This window comes from Listeria sp. Marseille-Q6474, from assembly GCF_946902005.1.
GTDB classification, from domain to species: Bacteria; Bacillota; Bacilli; order Lactobacillales; family Listeriaceae; genus Listeria; species Listeria innocua.
Map to the genome: position 1 here is coordinate 629,463 of NZ_CAMPPS010000001.1, position 18,431 is coordinate 647,893.

An 18,431-nucleotide genomic window follows, 5' to 3' on the forward strand; every position below is an offset into this window, starting at 1 on the left:
TTATTTCGACTCCTTCGCTTCATAGATTGCCAGTTGCTCTTTGATAGGAGCAGTTGGTGTTTCGTACATATTTTTAAGAAGATCAGTTACAGTTTGTTTTGGTGTAGCGTCTGCTTCTTTAATTGCTACTTTGATTTCTTCTTTAGCTTGATCGATAACAGCATTTTCTTTTTCTTCGTTCCAAAGGCCTTTACCTTCTAAGAAAGTACGGAAGCGAACGATTGGATCTTTAAGTTCCCATTCTCCGTCAAGTTCTTTTGTACGGTAACGAGTTGGATCATCACCAGAAAGTGTATGTGGACCATAACGGTAAGTCATCGTTTCGATTAAAGTTGGGCCTTCACCAGCAACTGCACGTTCACGAGCGAATTTAGTTACAGCATATACTGCAAGTGGATCCATTCCGTCTACTTGTACGCCTGGGATTCCGGCTGCAACTGCTTTTTGAGCTAATGTTTCAGCAGCTGATTGTTTTTCACGAGGTGTAGAAATCGCGAATTTATTGTTTTGTACTACGAAGATTGCTGGAGCATGGTAAGCACCCGCAAAGTTCATTCCTTCATAGAAGTCACCTTGGGAAGAACCGCCATCACCAGTATAAGTGATTACAACAGCGTCTTTTTTACGTTTTTTAAGACCTAGAGCAACACCGGCAGCTTGCACGATTTGTGCACCGATGATGATTTGTGGTGATAATACATTTAAATCTTCTGGGAATTGGTTACCTACAAAGTGTCCACGAGAGAAAAGGAACGCTTTTGTAAGTGGAAGTCCGTGCCAGATAAGTTGAGGCACATCACGGTAACCTGGAAGAATATAGTCATGTTTTTCAAGTGCATAGTGACTTGCAAGTTGGGAAGCTTCTTGTCCAGCAGTTGGAGCATAGAAACCTAGACGTCCTTGACGGTTAAGTGAAATAGAACGTTGGTCAAGTACACGAGTCCAAACCATGCGAGTCATTAATTCTACTAATTGATCATCAGTTAAATCCGGCATTAAATCTGGATTTACGATTTCTCCTTTTTCATTTAGAATTTGAACTAATTCAAATTGTTTATGAACAGCCTCAAATTGTTTCTTTACGTCGATAATAGCCTTCTTTGTTTTAGAAGCCATTTCGTATCCACCCTTTCGTCATTCACATTGTACAGTTTCAAATTCTTCATTAGTTAGGTATGCGTTTCATGTAACGCTCGTCCGGTCATTTACCCATCTAAATGGATTCTTTTAAAACTGCCATCCTGATTGTGTATTAATTATAATAGCGTAGTAAAAAGAAAAGTTATTCTATAGAAAGAAGCAGATTCCGGAAGCTTTTTTCTAAATTCCTATCAACTAATTACGCAGCCTCTCCAGTTATTACCACAAAATCCTCATTGAAAACATGGGTTTTAAGAGAGTTTGTGAAAAAACATTCATTCCTTCACAATGTTTCATAAAAAAACAGGAACTTTCCTTTTATTTAAAATGTTAATTCTGTTTTACTCAAAAACAAGAATTTTATTAATACACTAATCTTCTCTCTTAATTTACACTACCAAGATTATGAAGTCAATAAGTTAATCTCTAATTATTTTATCGCTTACAATGGCATTATAACTTAAATCATTCGCTTTCCAGTTCTGTATTAAAAAAAGATAAAACAGATGCAAACTGTTATATAATATTGCAACTCTCGCATTATCACACCTATTCCGACGTTTTATTTATAAAATATTGTTAGTTTGTGAATTCACAAACTTATAAATTTTTTCACCGTTTCATTTATACGAACAATATATCTATTTTATTTACAAATGTTCGTTATTTAAACTTTGCTATTTTTAACAAATATGCCTTTAGTCCTATGAAAACACGGTTTTTTCTTGGAAAGTAATATTTCATTCCTTTTTTTTCGTTCTTTTGTTAAAATAAGGTTATGTTATTAAAGAACAGGAGAGAATCAAATCATGCTTACAATGGACGATATTGTACGAGAAGGTCATCCAGCGCTTCGAGAAGTTGCAACAGAAGTGACTTTCCCGCTTTCAGATGAAGAAAAAAAATTAGGGCACGATATGCTCGAGTTTCTAATTAATAGTCAGGATGAAGAGTTAGCAGAAAAATACGGTTTGCGTGGTGGTGTTGGAATTGCGGCTCCACAACTAGCTGTAACAAAACGTTTCCTAGCTATCCATGTACACGATGAAAAAGATCGTCTTTATAGTTATGTGCTTTATAATCCAAAAATTCGTAGCCATTCTGTACAACAAGCTTGTCTTTCTGGTGGAGAAGGTTGCCTTTCCGTTGACCGTGAAGTTCCTGGTTATGTTGTACGTAGTGAACGAGTGACAATTGATGCCTTTGATGAAAATGGTACGCCACTTAAGCTCCGTTTTAAAGGCTATCCAGCAATTGTTGTGCAACATGAAATTGATCATTTGAATGGCGTTATGTTTTATGACCATATTAATAAAGAAAATCCATCTTACTTGCCACCTGATGTGGATGTATTTGGATGAAATGAATAAAACCCCGCAGGAATCTATATCCTGTGGGGTTTTTATTTTATAAATGTCCGCCAACTTTTTCTATTTTTATATCTAACTTGCGAAATTTACGTTCATAAGCATCGCCTGAAAAAAGAACTAAGTCTAGTTCATCATGTACGAAATTACCAGCTGTATCAATTAAAGTTTCCTCCATTAAACGCGTGTCAATTTTAGCAAAAACAGTATGATAGTCAGCATCTCTAATCGTTTGACCTACCGTACATTCAAAAATAATCGGGCATGAATCTATGTATAGTGCTCCGCTTTCACTTTTGGTTAGCTCAATCTGGTATTCTTTTACTTTATCGATACGCTTTCCGGATGAAAAGCCACCTTGTTCAATTAAATCGAACTGTTTAGTGGTCGGAAAATTCACGGCGAATTTCTCTCCCGGTTTTAAATAGTTGCTCGCGTTACTTTCGGCAGATATACCAATGACTAAAGTATCTCCAAGTGTATACGATGAGGATCCCGTTGACATTTGTGCTTCTCCTAGTTCATTTAAGTAAGTTAATAGAAAAACTGGATAAGCAGGGTAAAATTTGGTTGTGTCTAGTTTCTTTTTCATAGTTAGCACCTCTAGGTTTTAATTTTCTTTCTATTATAAAGTTCGTGAAGAGGAATTACAAGAATAAACCGGAACCTCGTAGATAGCTTCTTAGAGTGATTTTCTGGTAAAATAAATAGGAAAGCAGGTGGAAAACTTGGAACGTTATGATAGACAAATGCGAGTCGCAAATATAGGTAAAATCGGTCAAGAGAAATTGCTTTCGAAAACGATTCTGATTGTTGGTGTTGGGGCAATTGGTTCCTACGCGGCGGAAATTTGTGCGCGCATGGGTTTTGGGAAATTGATTTTAATTGACCGCGATTATGTGGAATTAAGTAATTTACAACGACAATCACTTTATACAGAACTAGATGCGCTCGAGAAACAAGCAAAAGCGTATGCGGCGCAGAAAGCACTATTGTTAATTAATAGCGAGATTGAAGTGGAATATATTGTTGACGATGCGAATATGACAAGTTTAACCCCTTTTGCTAAGAAAATTGATTACATACTTGATTGTACGGATAATTTTATGACTCGCGATTTTTTAAACCAATTTTGTTTTATCCATCAAATTCCTTGGATTTTTACTTCTTGTGCGGGAAATTATGCTAATCTTATGCCGATTATCCCTCCTGACTCTGCTTGTTTACACTGTTTGCTTGGTGATATTCCCCAAACAAATGCTGCAAGTTGCGATATTGTTGGAGTTGATGGCGCGCTCATTCCGATGGTCGCGGGAATGCAAGTTTCGTTACTTACACAAATGATTTTAAACCCTGATTTCACCGCAAATACATACTATCAAATAGATAATTGGCAGTTGAATTTCCAATCTCTAGTTGTCAAAAAACGCCCTCACTGCACAGGCTGCTCACCTGAAAAAGTACGTTCGGAAGTACCCTTTTCTAAGCAAACTATCGCACTTTGTGGACGAGATACCGTACAGTTTCACCTCCAAAATAAAAGTAACTACCGCGAAATAAAACAACGATTAGCGGAACAAAAAATGCTTTATACGGAAAATCCAGCTTTACTAAGTTTTAATTATGAAAAATATCAATTTGTTATTTTTAAAAATGGTCGTGTTTTACTGCATGGAACTGAAAATTTAGCGGAAGCAAAGAAAATATACCAACTATTTTTTAATTAAGGGAGGAAGTTATGGAGCAAAAAACGTTTATTAAGGTAACTTGTAGTATTTTGACGATTAGTGATACAAGGAATTTAGAAACCGATACGAGCGGCAAACTGATTCAATCTTTGTTAGAAGCTGCGGGGCATCAAGTGATTACACGGGTTATTGTTCCTGACGACGCCCCTCGTATAAAACAGGAAATGGACAAATTAGCGGCTAACGGTTCCTTTTGTTTAATTACAAATGGCGGTACGGGAATTGCTAAGCGCGATGTTACTTATGAAGCTTTATTCGCAACTATTCAGCAAGAAATTCCTGGTTTTGGAGAAATTTTTCGAATGCTTAGTTACGAGGAAGTTGGTAGCCGCGCGATGGTATCTCGTGCTTTTGCCGGTTTTTCGAAGAGCGGTTTGCTGATTTTTGCCTTACCGGGGTCAAGTAATGCTTCGAGACTCGCTACGGAAAAATTAATTATACCTGAATTACCGCATTTAATAGCGGAACGACAAAAATAAAACCATCCGGCCCGCGGGCCGGATGGTTTTATTTAACCACCAATTTGGCTCATACGTCGCCAAGTTGGTTTATTAGATTGAACTTCATCTTGTAATTTCAATGCCATTTCATGATTTTCTGGTTTATTATCAATTGCTTTTTGAACAAGTTGCATTAATTTTACTGGTTCATGTATAAATGGACGAATATTCATTTCCTCATCCCAGTATAAACATGCTTTAATATAGCCATCAGCTGTTAGTCGCAATCGGTTACAGCTATCACAAAAATGCGCGCTAACTGGGTGTATTACGCCAAATGTCCCTTTTGCTCCTTTAATCCGGAAGTTTTCAGAAGGACCATTTCCGCGAATCGAATCAACTGGTTCATATTCGAAACTAGCATCATCACACGCTTTAAAAATAGTATCTAGTGGTAAGTACTTTTCTTTCCAACTCGTACCCGCATGACCAATCGGCATATATTCAATAAAGCGAATATTAATGTCTTTATCTTTCGTAAATTGAAGGAAATCCGTTATTTCGTCATCGTTTTGCCCTTTGATTAAAACAACATTTAGTTTAATTGGGAATAGCCCAACTTCTTCCGCTTTTTGAATACCATCAAGCACTTTTTGCAAGCGGCCTCCACGTGTAATTGCTTGGAAACGGTCTGCATGCAAGGAATCCAAACTAATATTCACACGTGTTAATCCTGCTTCTTTCAAGGCCTCCGCTTTTTTCGCCAAATACATCGCATTCGTTGTAATCGAAATATCTTCTATCTCAGGAATTGCTCCAAGCCCGCGAACAATTTCCACAATATCGGTTCTAAGTAATGGTTCTCCACCCGTGATGCGAACTTTTTTGATGCCAAATTTCACCATTAACTCCATAAAACTGACAATTTCATCTTTGGATAGTACTTTTTCATGAGGCAAAAATGTCAGGCCTTCTTCGGGCATACAATACACACACCTTAAATTGCATCGATCTGTTACTGAAATCCTAATGTAATCGTGTACCCGCCCAAATTTATCCTTTAATAATTGCATAAAACAAAACTCCTATCCTACAAAATAGTTACGCTTCTGCTTTAAATGTCCCGCTTTTTCCACCTGTTTTTTCGACTAAATATGTTTTTTCTATTTGCATTCCTTTATCCATTGCTTTACACATATCATAAATTGTTAATGCCGCAACGGTAACAGCTGTCAGTGCTTCCATCTCTACCCCTGTTTTTCCAACAGTCACTACTTCTGATGTGATCGTTAATGCCGTCTTTCCATCATCATCAAAAGAAATATCGGCTTTGGTTGTCATGATTGGATGACACATCGGGATAAGTTCGCTCGTTTTTTTCGCGGCCATGATGCCAGCCACTTGTGCAACAGCCAAAACGTCTCCTTTAGCAATTTTACCAGCATGAATACGCGCTAAGGTTTCTTCGTTCATATGTATGGTAGCTCTAGCGATTGCACGTCGTTTCGTTTCTGATTTGCTCGTGACATCGACCATTTTCGCACGTTTTTCATCATTAAAATGGGTTAAATCGTCTTTATCCATCTAGTATCCTCCTTATCCACCGCTAACTGGTGGAATTACCGCGATTTCTGTTATTTCATTTGGCAAAATATCTTGATCGTGTTGAAATTCCATATTAACTGCCAACATACACGTTGCCAAATCCACAGCGATTTCAGGAAATTCACTACTAATGACTTCCCGAACTTCACCAACTGTTTCGCATTGCTGTAAATTTAACTTTACTTCTGTTTGCTTTGTTTTCTCAGCTAAAAAAGCGAAAAACTTAACCGTTGTGAGCATCTATGCCACCCCACCTTATTTGATCGACATCTTTTTCTTCTTTCCATATTGGTACTCGTTCTTTTAAACGTTCAATAATATATCTGGATCCTTCATAACAAGCAGCCCGGTGTGGTGTTGATACGCCAATAAACACTGCTATATCAGTTATTTCTAAAAGTCCTAATCGGTGGACGATGACTACATCTGCCCCCCACTTAGATTCTACTTCTGTAGCTAATTTGTTTAACTCTTTTAACGCCATTGCTTCATAAGCAGTGTAGCGAATTTCTTCCGTTTGAATATCGCCAGTCCATTCGCGAATTGTGCCGACAAACAGATTAATTCCGCCGTGATTTTTATTGATTAGTTTTTCAGAAAGTGGTCCGATTTCAATTTTTTCGTGTTGTAAAGCTACATATTTCATTGTAAAAACTCCTTGATTAACGTTTCAGCAAACATGTTTAAAGCTTCTTCTTCTCCGATAAAAATTGCCTCTTCTTTTAAAGCTAGATTGTGCGTAGCGATTTTATGAACGGCTTTGCTATTTTTTAAAAGCTCGATTTCTGCTTTTTCTCGAATTAAAATGATTTTTGGAAAAGGTCCTTCTTTATAGCCTTCTATGAGAACAATATCTGAGTCCGGTAGTTTTTGGATGGCAGTTTTTAAATCGATGCCAGTTTGTTCCATGACAGCATATTGTCTAGAATTCGCAATCACAACAGCTTCCGCACCACTTTCTTGAAAAGAATACGAATCTGTTCCAGCGTGATCAACAGAAAAGTCATGCGCATCGTGTTTAATGGCAGAAACCGTATAGTTTTCTTTGCGGCTAGCCCGTATTAGCGCATTAAGCAAGGTTGTTTTTCCACTATTTTTAAAACCAATTATTTGGAGGATAGTAGCCATGCTTCGACCTCTTCTCCTTGATATTTTCCAACCTTACCGCGTGGAATTTTAAATAAACAGGTTGTTAAATGAAGGTTTCCTAGCGCACTCGACATATCACTTCCTACCAATTCAACCAAATACTCTCCTTCTTCTGATAGATGATAGGTTCCTCGTAAAAATCGGTCAAAGCCATTATTCTTCGTGTAATCGCTCGCCATTTTTGCGCAGACTTTAGTAGTTGCCGTATTATCTTTTCCCATAAAGGTTGTGAGTACGGGTTCTACCAATAAATAAAAACCTGTGAAACATGCACCAGGGTTACCCGAAAGCGCGATAACGAGTGTCTTATTCAACCACATTCCAGTTGTCGGACTACCAGGTCTCATTTGAATTTTATTAAAAAGTAATTCGGCCTCATGTTTTGCAATATCCGCCATAAAATCATAATCTCCAACAGAAACACCACCAGTAGTGACAATTAAGTCCGCAATTTCCGTCAGCTCATATAAACGGGCTTTTGTATCTTCATAGTTATCTGGTAGTTGTTCAGCCGCGCAGATTTCTGCATGGTGCACTGTTAGAAGATTTTCAAGTAGTGGTTGATTACTATTATAAATTTTGCCATCCGGAAGCGAATTTCCAGCAGGAACAAGTTCACTTCCTGTAGATAAAATAGCAACTTTTGGCTTTCTAATTACTTGGACTTCCGAAATACCAAATGATGATAGTAAACTTATCGAGCCTGCATTTAAAGTGTGTCCGCGGTCTAAGAGCAAATCACCTTTCGCAAATTCGGCGCCGATTTCCGTAATATTACTAGATTTTTGCGTATTTATAAGTACAATGTCATTTTTATTTTCAGCTTCTCTTGATTGTTCGAGCATAATAATTTTTGAGGCGTTATCAGGTACTTTTGCTCCTGTCATGATCCTCACTGTTTCGCCGGGTTTTAGTGGTTTATCATATGTTTTACCACAAGGAACCTCTGCTACGACATGTAAAGTAATCGGATAATTGCCGTCATCTTCTTCTGTAATTGCAAACCCATCATAACCAGAACGTCTAAAATACGGCGCGGGAAACGGCGCAAAAATCGGTTCTTGTAAAACTTGATTTAACGCTTCCGTGACATTTTTTCGTTCGACAGGAAGATGCGTTATTTGGTTACATAATACTTCTCTCGCTTGTTCCATTCTAATGGTGTTTCTTTTTTCAATCATCTGGGCGCACTTCCCTTCTATAAATCATGTATGCGTTTTCTTTAGTACCAATATACAGGAGTTTTGCCGTTTTAAAAAGTAAAGCGACTTCTAATTAATCCGCTGCTTTAAATCCGTATTTTTCAAGTATTTTTTGTGCTTCTGATTTATTCATAAAGTCGAGGAATGTTGTGGTAGGTTCTTTTTTCTCTGAATCAGTTACTTGTGCGCTATAGTAGGCAATTGGGGCATGAAGTTTTGCATCAATTTTCGCTTTCACTTGTACTTTTTTACTTAAAATCGCATCCGTTTGGTAAACGAAGCCTGCATCTGCGTTCCCCGCTTCGACATACGATAAAACTTGGCGAACATCTGTCGCAAGAACGAGTTTTGCTTTTTCTGTATTATAAAGATTTAAATTTTCAAGTGTTTGCTTAGCATAAGCGCCTGCTGGGACAGATTCCGGATCTCCAATGGCAATTTTATCGGCATTATCCAGTAATTGTTCTAAACTTAATCCTTCCTTCTGTTCAGCATTTTTCGGTTCAATTAACACAAGGTCATTCCCGGCAAATTCTTTCGTGTTTTCGGCTAATTTTTGTTTACTTAATGTATCTGCATCTTTTTTACTTGCTAAAAGGACACCATCAATTGGCGCACCACTTTCCACGCGTTCACGAATTTGCCCAGAACCACCAAAGTCAAAAGATAATTTAATAGATGGATATGCTTTTTCGAAAAGCGGTTTTACGTCATCCATCGTATCTTTTAAGCTTGCCGCTGCTGAAATATGTATAGTTGTTGTTTTTGCTTTCTCTGAAGTATTCGCGCATGCACCTACAAGTAGTACTAATAAGCAGCTTATAAGTATCGCTATTTTTTTCATCGTTCATCCCCCTTTTTTATTTAGTTACATTGTACTTAAGTTTGACATTTTATACCAGAGAGAACGATAATAATAGAAGTACTAGAGGGTTATTCAGGAGGAGTTTTATGTTTACATCTGTTTGGCATACACTACTTGTTGCCACAATTTCTACGTTTCTCGCATTTATGACGATGTTACCACTGAGTTATTATTTTGCTGGTCGAAAATCACGCTTTCAGTTACTTGTGGAGATTTTAATTTTACTTCCGCTTGTTTTACCGCCAACTGTGGTCGGTTTAGTATTACTGAATGTGCTTGGCCGCAATGATTTTATTGGTGGTGTGCTTTGGGATACTTTTGATTTTAGTTTTATCTTTTCCCTTAGTGGTGCTATCGTTGCGACGACGATTATTATTTTACCAATTATGTATCAAGGGCTTAAATCAGCCTTTTTATCGATTGATCACGAACTTGTATGGGCAGCAGAGACTCTTTCAGCGAATAAAAAACAGATTTTCACAAAAATTATTTTACCGAACTGCTGGCAACCAATTTTAGCAGGAGTTTTGCTTAGTTTTTGCCGGGCGATGGGTGAATTTGGCGCAAGTTTGATGGTAGCCGGATACATAGAAGGAAAAACCGATACAATAGCTTCAAGCATCTATTTTATGGTTCAACAAGGCGACATGCGTACTGCGATTTACCTGGGACTAATTAACGTTATTATCGGCGTATTTGCGCTACTTGTCATTCATGTTTTGACCGTACGCCAAAGTAATTTAACGAGGGGGATGTAATTATGCTGAGATTACAATTTCATAAAAAACTTCCTTTTCATGATTTAAATATTGATTATACGTTTGAAAAACCAGTAACTGCGATGATGGGCGCAAGTGGTTCTGGAAAATCAACGTTATTCCAATGCGTGAGTGGATTAAAGAGCATCGACGGCGGGATTATCGAATTTGATGGAACACCGTGGGACGATTCGAATATTTCCTTACACCTTCCAGTAACGGAACGAAAAGTCGGTTACTTATTCCAAAATCTAGCTTTATTTCCAAATATGAATGTTTATGAAAATATCGCGTTTGGCTTAAAAGTGAAAAAAAAGAAGAAAAAAGAACAAGCAGAAATCCAACAACAAGTAAGAAAAATGAGTGATTATCTGCAAATTTCGCACCTACTATATTCTTCTGTTCAAAAACTTTCTGGCGGTGAGAAACAACGTGTTGCGATGGCACGAGCGATGATTACTGAGCCGAAATTACTGTTACTTGATGAACCTTTCAACGGGCTAGATGAAGAAACACGTTTAATTTGTATGAAATTAGTTGGTCAGATGGCCAAAGATTTCCATATACCAGTTATTTTTGTAACGCATTATGCCTCGGAAGCAGAAATGATGACGGAAGAAATTTTAGTTATGAGAGATGGTCGACTTGAAAAACGCAAAAGTTAATGTGGGTATTGTATTAGCTGGTGGAAAGTCTAGCCGTTTTGGCAAGTCAAAAGCCCTTTTCCAGAATGAGGCGACTGGGAAAACATGGGTGGAGCTCACTGTTAATAAGTTGAAGCCATTTTGCGAAATGGTTTTCGTATCCGCAAATCAAGAAAATTATCAAAAACTAGTTGCGCTTTTTCATGAGGACTCAGCTATTCAAATTATTCCCGATCAACCAGCATATAAAGATTTCGGGCCGCTTGGTGGAATTTACGCTGTCATGGCTCAAAAAAATGCCTACCACGAAGCTAACTACCTGATACTTCCTGTCGATATGCCTTTTTTAACTTCCAGCGAAATTAGTCGATTAGCTGCATTTCCAAATCACTTTGCAAAAACAGCAGAGGAAAATCACTATTTGGTTTTGAACATTCCCTACTCGCGTGAAATCTTACATAATTTATTGCAAAAAGAACAACATCGTGTTCGCGGCTTACTTGAAAAACTACAAACTAAGCCGTTAGAATTTGAAAATGAAGCACCATTTAGGAATATCAACCGCCAAAATGAACTTTTTTAACCTTTTCTTATGCTTTTCTTTAGTTATGTTTGGTAAACTAGAGAAAAGCATGAGAGAGGTTTTTTTATGAAATTTTTTCGCTTACTGTGGGTATTTACTTGGAAACAAGCACTTTGTTGTCTTTTTCCGGGCATTATTTTCATTTCACTCGCCCTTACAAAACTAATTGAAATTCCTTTTATTGCGCGTTATGACTTACTTTTAATCATTTGCCTCGTCACACAAATTGTCCTGATAAAGTTTGGGTTAGAAACTTGGGATGAACTTAAAGTTATCATGATTTTTCACTTGATTGGTCTGGGGCTTGAAATTTATAAAGTACATATGGGATCTTGGAGTTATCCAGAACCTGGTTTAATGAAACTCTTCGGCGTACCACTGTATAGCGGATTTATGTATTCAAGCGTGGCAAGTTATATTTGTCAGGCCTGGAAGAGATTTGATCTTAAAATGACAAATTGGCCAAATATTTGGTTAGTAAGTAGTCTTTGCATAGCGATTTACGCGAATTTTTTCACGCACCATTTTATTATGGATTTTCGGTGGATTTTGATTATTTTAGTTCTCCTACTATTCCGAAAAACATATGTTTATTTTAAAGTTAGCGCTACTCAGCTCAAAATGCCTTTATCTTTTTCATTTTTATGTATTGCATTTTTTATCTATCTCGCGGAAAATATTGCTAGTTTTTATGGTGCTTGGGCGTATCCTGATCAGCTTGTTGCTTGGCGGCCAGTGCATGTCTCAAAAATAACGAGTTGGTACTTACTTGTGATTATTAGTATTATTATCGTCGCGCAACTTAAATTCATTAAACAGAAATGGGAACAGGACCAAATAACAACAAAAAGCGAGGCTACACTGAAATAGTGGCCTCGCTTTTGATTTAAATTAGTTTTAGATGCTGAAGCGCTTTATAAACGCCATCTTCATCCACATGGTCAGTAACATAATCCGCAACTGCTTTCACTTCGTCGCGACCATTTCCCATTGCAACACCGGTGCCAACAGCTTGTAGCATCGCGATGTCGTTAAGTCCGTCGCCAAATGCATAAGTATCTTCCATCGAAAAGCCAAGTTTTTTGATCATCTGCTTAATACCTTCCGCCTTGGAACCGTCTGCTGGACAAACATCTACTGAAACATCATGCCAGCGCAAGAAACTATATTGTTTAAATTCTTTTCGGTAATAAGCATCATACGACTCATCACAAAACAGTAAACACTGATAAATATCTCGACCTTGATAATAATTAGCATCTACTTTAGGGTAATCCCTTTTAATAGAATTCATTCCAATCGTAATTCGGTCATGATCTGGTAAATTCGCACGCATGGAATCTTTTCCTGAAAAAACAATTGGGTGCTCATGCTCCGATGCCACAGTAATTAGTCGTTCTAATGACTCGGTTGGCAATGGTTTAGCATAGATTTCTTTCCCTTCAAAGATAACATATTGTCCGTTATAACAAATGTAGGAATTAATATCTAGTTCTTTTCTTATTTCATCTAACATAAATGGGCCGCGACCCGTTGCAATAGCAACATAAATACCATTTTCTTTCAATTTAGCAATCGCTTGTTTTGCTGAAGCTGGAATTTCTTTTGTTTCACCTACAAGCGTACCATCTACATCGAAAAATACAATTTTACTCATCAATTAAACGCCTCAATCCTCTATCCATTTTAAAATCACTTAGCTTAAATTATAGCAGAAAGCGACCAAAAAATCACAAACTGTCGGGCTTTGGCAAAATTAATTATACTTTCTAGTAGCAATTATCTGGATTTATGGTATATTAGAAAGAAGGATATAGATCGGATGAACATTTATAGAACAACAATGGAACGTGAAAAAAAGTTTATAATTACATCTTTTACTCGGAAATTTGTTTCAAATTCCCAAAATAAAGGTATGCAATTATAACGGATAAGAAAATTGTTATACGTGCACAGCTATTTTTATACATTAGTCTGTGGTAATTTTTCTTTGTCTTTTTTATGCCTAATTGTTAGTATCTCGTGCACCCATATCCGCTTGCTACTAAGTCCACAACTGAAAGCAAGCCAATTATTACTGAATAATTATTAGATTTTCGACCAGAGAATCTATTTTTAAAAACTAAACTTAAAATTTAAGGAGAGAAAAACATGATTTTTAAAGTATTTTATCAAGAAACACTTACAGAAACACCCGTACGCGAAAAAACACAATCTTTGTACGTAGAAGCGGAAAGCGAAGTAAAAGTACGCCAACTTTTAAAAGATGAGCCTTTCCACATCGAATTTGTCGAAAAAATTAGTGACGCGCACTTAGCTTACGAAAAGGAAAACCCAGACTTCGCGCTCTGGGAAAAATAAGCCTATATGAAATTTGTAAAAAATAATGAGACAGCTGTTTTCGCCCTCGGTGGACTAGGCGAAATCGGTAAAAACACATATGGCGTACAATTTCAAGACGAAATTATTCTAATTGATGCAGGAATCAAGTTCCCAGAAGACGAACTTCTTGGGATTGACTATGTTATTCCTGACTACAGTTATCTAGTAAAAAATAAAGATAAGATTAAAGGACTTTTTATCACCCATGGTCATGAAGATCACATCGGTGGCGTTCCTTACTTACTTCGCGATCTTAATATCCCAATTTATGCTGGGAAGCTTGCGAGTGCTCTTATTCGCAACAAATTAGAAGAACATGGTTTGCTTCGTCAAACTAAAATTTATGAATATGAAGAAGATGACGTTTTTAAATTCAGAAAAACTAGCATCTCATTCTTCCGTACAACACATAGTATTCCTGATACGTATGGTATTGTTGTCAAAACTCCATCAGGTAATATTGTTCACACTGGTGACTTCAAATTTGATTTCACACCAGTTGGTGAACCTGCTAACCTGACAAAAATGGCTGAAATTGGTAAAGAAGGCGTCCTTTGTTTACTATCAGATAGTACAAACGCTGAGGTGCCAAATTTCACAATGAGTGAACGCGTTGTTGGTGAAAGTATTAAAAACATTTTCCGCGACGTTGAAGGACGAATTATCTTCGCTACCTTCGCATCCAATATTTACCGTTTACAACAAGTAGTTGAATCCTCTATCGAAACTGGCCGTAAAATTGCTGTTTTCGGTCGTAGTATGGAATCAGCCATGGAAATCGGTAAGCAATTAGGTTATATTCAAGCTCCAAAAGATACATTTATTGATGTGCATCAACTTAATAAAACACCAGCAGGAAATGTGACGATCCTTTGTACAGGAAGTCAAGGTGAACCAATGGCTGCTCTTTCAAGAATTGCTAATGGTACTCACCGTCAAATCCAAATTCAACCAGGTGATACGGTAGTCTTCTCGTCTTCCCCTATTCCTGGTAATACGACAAGTGTTAACCGCACAATTAACTTACTTTATCAAGCTGGTGCAGAAGTTATCCATGGTAAAGTAAATAATATCCATACTTCTGGTCACGGTGGTCAACAAGAGCAAAAACTTATGCTACGTCTTATGAAACCTAAATTCTTTATGCCAATTCACGGTGAATTCAGAATGCAAAAAATTCATGCTGAATCTGCCGAAGAGTGTGGCGTACCAGAAGAAAATAGTTTCATTATGGCAAACGGTGATGTCCTTGCGTTAACAAGTGAGACAGCTCATGTTGCTGGTAAAATCCATGCTGCTAGCGTCTATATTGATGGTAGCGGAATTGGAGATATTGGTAATATTGTTCTGCGCGACCGTCGCATTCTTTCTGAAGAAGGACTTGTTATTGTCGTCGTTTCAATTGATATGAAAAACTCACGTGTCATGGCTGGTCCTGACATCATCTCTCGCGGATTTATTTATATGCGTGAATCCGGTAATTTAATCGGAGAAGCTCAAGGTCTTCTTACACGTCACTTAAATAAAGTAATGGAGCAAAAAACAACGCAATGGTCTGAAATCAAGAACGAAATTACAGATACTTTGCAACCTTTCTTGTACGAAAAAACAAAACGACGTCCAATGATTTTACCTATAATCATGGAAGTATAGTTTTAAAGACGATAAATGGTTTCAAAATCATTTATCGTTTTTTGTTGATTTCTCAGAAAGACGATGGTATGTTTAAACAAACTAAATAAGAAAGACGAGGAAAATTTTATGACAGAAACTAGGACAGAAACGAAGCAAAAAAAACCGTCCACTTTTACTAAAGTTATGAAAATTGCTAGCGTTACACTTTTAGGAATTCTCTTTTTCTCCATTACAGGTTTGGCAGCGAAGTATTACATCACCGTTCAAAATACTTTTACAAAAATAAATGTCCCTTTAGAAACAAGTAATAAAACAACAAGTGATTTAGAAAAGAAAAAACCTTTTTCCGTATTACTTATGGGTTCTGATGCTCGCCCCGGTGAAACGAATGGTCGAGCAGATACAATTATCCTTGCAACAGCTAATAAACAACAAAACGAGGTCGAAATGGTCAGCATCCCTCGTGATACAAAAGTAGATTATGGAAATGGCGATATTGGAAAAATCAATGCTTCCTATTCGAACGGAGGCCCTTCAGGAACCGTTTCAGCAGTTGAAAAACTAATGCCAGGTGTTCCGGTAGATTATTTTATTTCTATCAATATGGAAGGCTTTAAAGACCTTGTTGACGCAGTTGGTGGTATTACAGTTTATAATGACATTGATTTAACAGAAGTAAATAGCAAATTTGTAAAAGGAAATATTACTTTAAATGGGACGGACGCTTTACAATATGTCCGCATTCGTCACGAAGATCCTCGCGGTGACTTTGGTCGTCAAGATAGACAACGCGACGTTATTATCGGTATCGCGAATAAAGTTATAAGTTCATCAGGCGTATCCAATTTCGAAAGCATCATGAAAGCTGTTGGAGATAATTTCCAAACTAATATGACGCTTACAGATATTACTTCTATGGCTACCAATTATTCTTCCGTTCTTAAAAACGTTGATTCGCAAGAGCTTAAAGGTGAAGGAGAAATGATTTATAGCGAGTCATACGGATTCGATTTATATTATTTTGCACCAGATGAAACTGACTTAGAACGTGTAATTAACATGTTTAAGAAGAGTTTAGATATAACTGAATAAAAATAAAAGATGACTGAGGCCCATTAAGCTTCAGTCATCTTTTTTATTGATGCTTCGTAATCAACGTTTCCATTTCATTAATTACCTTTTTGCACGCTTGTTGATGATAATCAAAGACAATTTCATAATCAGGTTCTACTTCTTTATCTAAAGTCACATGATAAAGGATTTCAATATTATTAATCGCCCGTTCTACTAATATGGTAAATTGGAGCATTGGTTCTTCTGAATTTACATCTCCAACAAAACTACTATCAGTAATAATTTGTTCTCGCGTTTTTCGTAGATCAATTAATTGCTTCCATAAGTCTTTAATCTTCGGTGCGAGCGCTTTAGCATCTTCAGAATTAATCTCTAGCGCTTTAATGTTTGCCAGTAAATCTTTTTCTTTAGAGATGAAAACTTGATTTAATTTTTTAGCTTTTTTCCGTGGATAAAGCGCATAAACAAGAAAACCAATCGCTAGGCCGATCATCGTATCAAATAAGCGATCTCTTAAAAAGACAATCGGCTCCCCGTCTCCTTTACCAACTAATACCATCACCGTAATAACAACAATAACCATCGTGAATTTTTTAGTGAAAAGATAGCTCAGTGCAACAGCAAGCGCCGCGCCAATTGGAATCATAATATAGTGATGGTTTGGTACTAAAAGATATACAAATGCTGCAAGTAACCCACCAACTATCGTCCCAACAATACGTTCAATACTAGATTTATAGGTTGCCCCTTTTGTCATTTGAGCAGTGATATAAATGGCATTAAAGACATATGTCGGATAAACAATCCAATCACCCATTACCGGGAAAAGCAAAATAGCTATTGTAATACTAATTAAGACTTTAGCAACACGGGGATCAAGAGCAAGGCGCTCTTTCATTGAAATTTTTTTCATTTCTTGTCCCCTCCTTCAGCTAATTCAGCCATTCCTTTTTTAATAGCTAGAAAGTTGTCAACGAATTTTTTCACGTGAAAAGAAGCAACTGGGTTTGTTTCTTTGGCGTTAATCTCAGTTGAAACTTCGACATTTATTGTGGCTAGCGCTTTTTTTGCTTCTTCCGACAAACCTACCCTACCAATATCCTCAAGCGTTTGCATATGAAAAAAGAGCTGTAAATAATTCGGCAGTAACGCTTGATAAATTTCCACATGACGCGGATTCATATTTTTACTAGTGCCATATTCTTTAATAAACATTTGCGATTGTACAAAAATACTATACAATGGTTTCGATACAAATTTCCCGTTATTTTTAAAAACGCTTTCCATTTCTTTATCAAATAGTCCCATTAATTGCTTCATAATCGTCTGGACAGTTTTTTCAAGCGGCAAATGGACGTACCTTACAACGAGTCTTACTAAAATAAAAAATACAAATACATCAACGAGTGCTACTATCACCATTACATATAGCGGCATTGGCAAATCTTCTGTCCCAAGAAAATAAAGCGCTGTCCCAATTGCTAGCGTCATCACCATGTATTTTTGCGGCATCGTAAAATTCACTATTAAAATAACAATTAACATTACAAAATAATAAATATATACATTGATTGGAAAAAAGTAAGTACTGATAATAACGAATGCGCACGCTAACGTAAAAGCTATCGCAATTTGAGGAATGACTTTTCGAGTAATCCCATATGTAGGTTGCATGGAAATAATCCCTATTAAAACAACAATAGGTAAAACTCCAGCCAAATCAGGAAAAATAACAGTATGAACAATAACACAAATACTTGCATAAATAAATGCTTGCAACATTTGAATTAATCCTCGCGCCCCAATTTTATCTAGCAAAAATTTTTTCATCAGTTCCCC

Annotated in this window: 22 protein-coding genes; 10 read left to right on the plus strand and 12 right to left on the minus strand. The window is 36.9% G+C overall.

Going from position 1 to position 18,431, the window contains the following annotated elements; genetic code table 11:
- Nucleotides 1–1,116: a pyruvate dehydrogenase (acetyl-transferring) E1 component subunit alpha gene (pdhA, locus tag OC533_RS03130; RefSeq protein WP_003722679.1), complete on the minus strand. Its 1,116-nt coding sequence runs from the start codon at nucleotides 1,114–1,116 to the stop codon at nucleotides 1–3.
- An 833-nt stretch (nucleotides 1,117–1,949) separates the two neighbouring features.
- Between pdhA and def the strand changes: the two genes are divergently transcribed.
- Nucleotides 1,950–2,501, plus strand: coding sequence for a peptide deformylase (gene def, locus OC533_RS03135; protein WP_003761600.1), 552 nt, complete (start codon nucleotides 1,950–1,952; stop codon nucleotides 2,499–2,501).
- A 46-nt stretch (nucleotides 2,502–2,547) separates the two neighbouring features.
- Here def and OC533_RS03140 read toward each other — a convergent pair whose 3' ends face one another.
- A complete protein-coding gene (locus OC533_RS03140; protein ID WP_003761597.1) occupies nucleotides 2,548–3,099 on the minus strand; it encodes a flavin reductase family protein in 552 nt (183 codons plus the stop codon).
- Nucleotides 3,100–3,235: 136 nt separating this feature from the next.
- Between OC533_RS03140 and OC533_RS03145 the strand changes: the two genes are divergently transcribed.
- Both OC533_RS03145 and OC533_RS03150 read left to right on the plus strand, forming a co-directional pair.
- Nucleotides 3,236–4,234 (plus strand): ThiF family adenylyltransferase, encoded by a 999-nt coding sequence (locus OC533_RS03145; protein WP_185570623.1) that lies wholly within the window; start codon nucleotides 3,236–3,238, stop codon nucleotides 4,232–4,234.
- 11 nt (nucleotides 4,235–4,245) lie between these two features.
- A complete protein-coding gene (locus OC533_RS03150; RefSeq protein WP_010990726.1) occupies nucleotides 4,246–4,734 on the plus strand; it encodes a molybdenum cofactor biosynthesis protein B in 489 nt (162 codons plus the stop codon).
- Nucleotides 4,735–4,766: 32 nt separating this feature from the next.
- On the opposite strand, the gene moaA is transcribed toward OC533_RS03150, so the two are convergent.
- From moaA to modA, 7 genes are all read right to left on the minus strand, one after another.
- Nucleotides 4,767–5,768, minus strand: a complete 1,002-nt coding sequence (gene moaA / locus OC533_RS03155) for a GTP 3',8-cyclase MoaA (RefSeq protein WP_010990725.1) — start codon at nucleotides 5,766–5,768, stop codon at nucleotides 4,767–4,769.
- Nucleotides 5,769–5,796: 28 nt separating this feature from the next.
- Entirely contained in the window at nucleotides 5,797–6,279 is a 483-nt protein-coding gene (moaC, locus tag OC533_RS03160; RefSeq protein ID WP_003761589.1) for a cyclic pyranopterin monophosphate synthase MoaC, read from the minus strand.
- Nucleotides 6,280–6,291: 12 nt separating this feature from the next.
- Entirely contained in the window at nucleotides 6,292–6,540 is a 249-nt protein-coding gene (moaD, locus tag OC533_RS03165) for a molybdopterin converting factor subunit 1 (protein ID WP_003761587.1), read from the minus strand.
- Nucleotides 6,524–6,946 carry a molybdenum cofactor biosynthesis protein MoaE gene (locus OC533_RS03170; protein ID WP_160463986.1) on the minus strand — a complete coding sequence of 141 codons (423 nt, stop codon included), beginning with the start codon at nucleotides 6,944–6,946 and terminating at the stop codon, nucleotides 6,524–6,526. The genes moaD and OC533_RS03170 overlap by 17 nt, the downstream gene beginning before the upstream one ends.
- The gene (mobB, locus tag OC533_RS03175; RefSeq protein ID WP_194323351.1) at nucleotides 6,943–7,428 is read right to left on the minus strand and encodes a molybdopterin-guanine dinucleotide biosynthesis protein B; all 486 of its coding nucleotides are present in this window, start codon (nucleotides 7,426–7,428) and stop codon (nucleotides 6,943–6,945) included. The genes OC533_RS03170 and mobB overlap by 4 nt, the downstream gene beginning before the upstream one ends.
- Nucleotides 7,407–8,630, minus strand: coding sequence for a molybdopterin molybdotransferase MoeA (locus OC533_RS03180; RefSeq protein WP_194323350.1), 1,224 nt, complete (start codon nucleotides 8,628–8,630; stop codon nucleotides 7,407–7,409). Before OC533_RS03180 ends, mobB begins: the two co-directional genes overlap by 22 nt.
- A 94-nt stretch (nucleotides 8,631–8,724) precedes the next feature.
- The gene (modA, locus tag OC533_RS03185) at nucleotides 8,725–9,495 is read right to left on the minus strand and encodes a molybdate ABC transporter substrate-binding protein (RefSeq protein ID WP_194323349.1); all 771 of its coding nucleotides are present in this window, start codon (nucleotides 9,493–9,495) and stop codon (nucleotides 8,725–8,727) included.
- Nucleotides 9,496–9,602: 107 nt separating this feature from the next.
- Between modA and OC533_RS03190 the strand changes: the two genes are divergently transcribed.
- From OC533_RS03190 to OC533_RS03205, 4 genes are all read left to right on the plus strand, one after another.
- A complete protein-coding gene (locus OC533_RS03190) occupies nucleotides 9,603–10,274 on the plus strand; it encodes a molybdate ABC transporter permease subunit (RefSeq protein ID WP_003761575.1) in 672 nt (223 codons plus the stop codon).
- Between the two features lie 2 nt (nucleotides 10,275–10,276).
- Nucleotides 10,277–10,939 (plus strand): ATP-binding cassette domain-containing protein, encoded by a 663-nt coding sequence (locus tag OC533_RS03195; protein ID WP_003771289.1) that lies wholly within the window; start codon nucleotides 10,277–10,279, stop codon nucleotides 10,937–10,939.
- Nucleotides 10,920–11,501 carry a molybdenum cofactor guanylyltransferase gene (locus tag OC533_RS03200; RefSeq protein WP_194323348.1) on the plus strand — a complete coding sequence of 194 codons (582 nt, stop codon included), beginning with the start codon at nucleotides 10,920–10,922 and terminating at the stop codon, nucleotides 11,499–11,501. Before OC533_RS03195 ends, OC533_RS03200 begins: the two co-directional genes overlap by 20 nt.
- 66 nt (nucleotides 11,502–11,567) lie before the next feature.
- Nucleotides 11,568–12,371, plus strand: coding sequence for a DUF817 domain-containing protein (locus OC533_RS03205; protein ID WP_194323347.1), 804 nt, complete (start codon nucleotides 11,568–11,570; stop codon nucleotides 12,369–12,371).
- A gap of 16 nt (nucleotides 12,372–12,387) precedes the next feature.
- Here OC533_RS03205 and OC533_RS03210 read toward each other — a convergent pair whose 3' ends face one another.
- Entirely contained in the window at nucleotides 12,388–13,158 is a 771-nt protein-coding gene (locus OC533_RS03210; protein ID WP_185333850.1) for a Cof-type HAD-IIB family hydrolase, read from the minus strand.
- 494 nt (nucleotides 13,159–13,652) lie between these two features.
- Here OC533_RS03210 and OC533_RS03215 point away from each other — a divergent pair, with 494 nt between their 5' ends.
- The 3 genes from OC533_RS03215 to OC533_RS03225 all read left to right on the plus strand — a co-directional run bounded on the left by OC533_RS03215 (nucleotide 13,653) and on the right by OC533_RS03225 (nucleotide 16,610).
- Complete coding sequence (locus tag OC533_RS03215) at nucleotides 13,653–13,862, plus strand: DNA-dependent RNA polymerase subunit epsilon (protein ID WP_003722652.1); 210 nt, start codon at nucleotides 13,653–13,655, stop codon at nucleotides 13,860–13,862.
- A gap of 6 nt (nucleotides 13,863–13,868) precedes the next feature.
- Nucleotides 13,869–15,536, plus strand: coding sequence for a ribonuclease J1 (gene rnjA, locus OC533_RS03220; protein ID WP_003722651.1), 1,668 nt, complete (start codon nucleotides 13,869–13,871; stop codon nucleotides 15,534–15,536).
- Nucleotides 15,537–15,644: 108 nt separating this feature from the next.
- Nucleotides 15,645–16,610, plus strand: a complete 966-nt coding sequence (locus tag OC533_RS03225; protein WP_033533186.1) for an LCP family protein — start codon at nucleotides 15,645–15,647, stop codon at nucleotides 16,608–16,610.
- A 43-nt stretch (nucleotides 16,611–16,653) separates the two neighbouring features.
- On the opposite strand, the gene OC533_RS03230 is transcribed toward OC533_RS03225, so the two are convergent.
- Nucleotides 16,654–17,505: an FUSC family protein gene (locus OC533_RS03230; RefSeq protein WP_185570626.1), complete on the minus strand. Its 852-nt coding sequence runs from the start codon at nucleotides 17,503–17,505 to the stop codon at nucleotides 16,654–16,656.
- Nucleotides 17,502–18,422, minus strand: coding sequence for a hypothetical protein (locus OC533_RS03235; RefSeq protein ID WP_045554619.1), 921 nt, complete (start codon nucleotides 18,420–18,422; stop codon nucleotides 17,502–17,504). Before OC533_RS03235 ends, OC533_RS03230 begins: the two co-directional genes overlap by 4 nt.
- Nucleotides 18,423–18,431 lie beyond the last annotated feature (9 nt).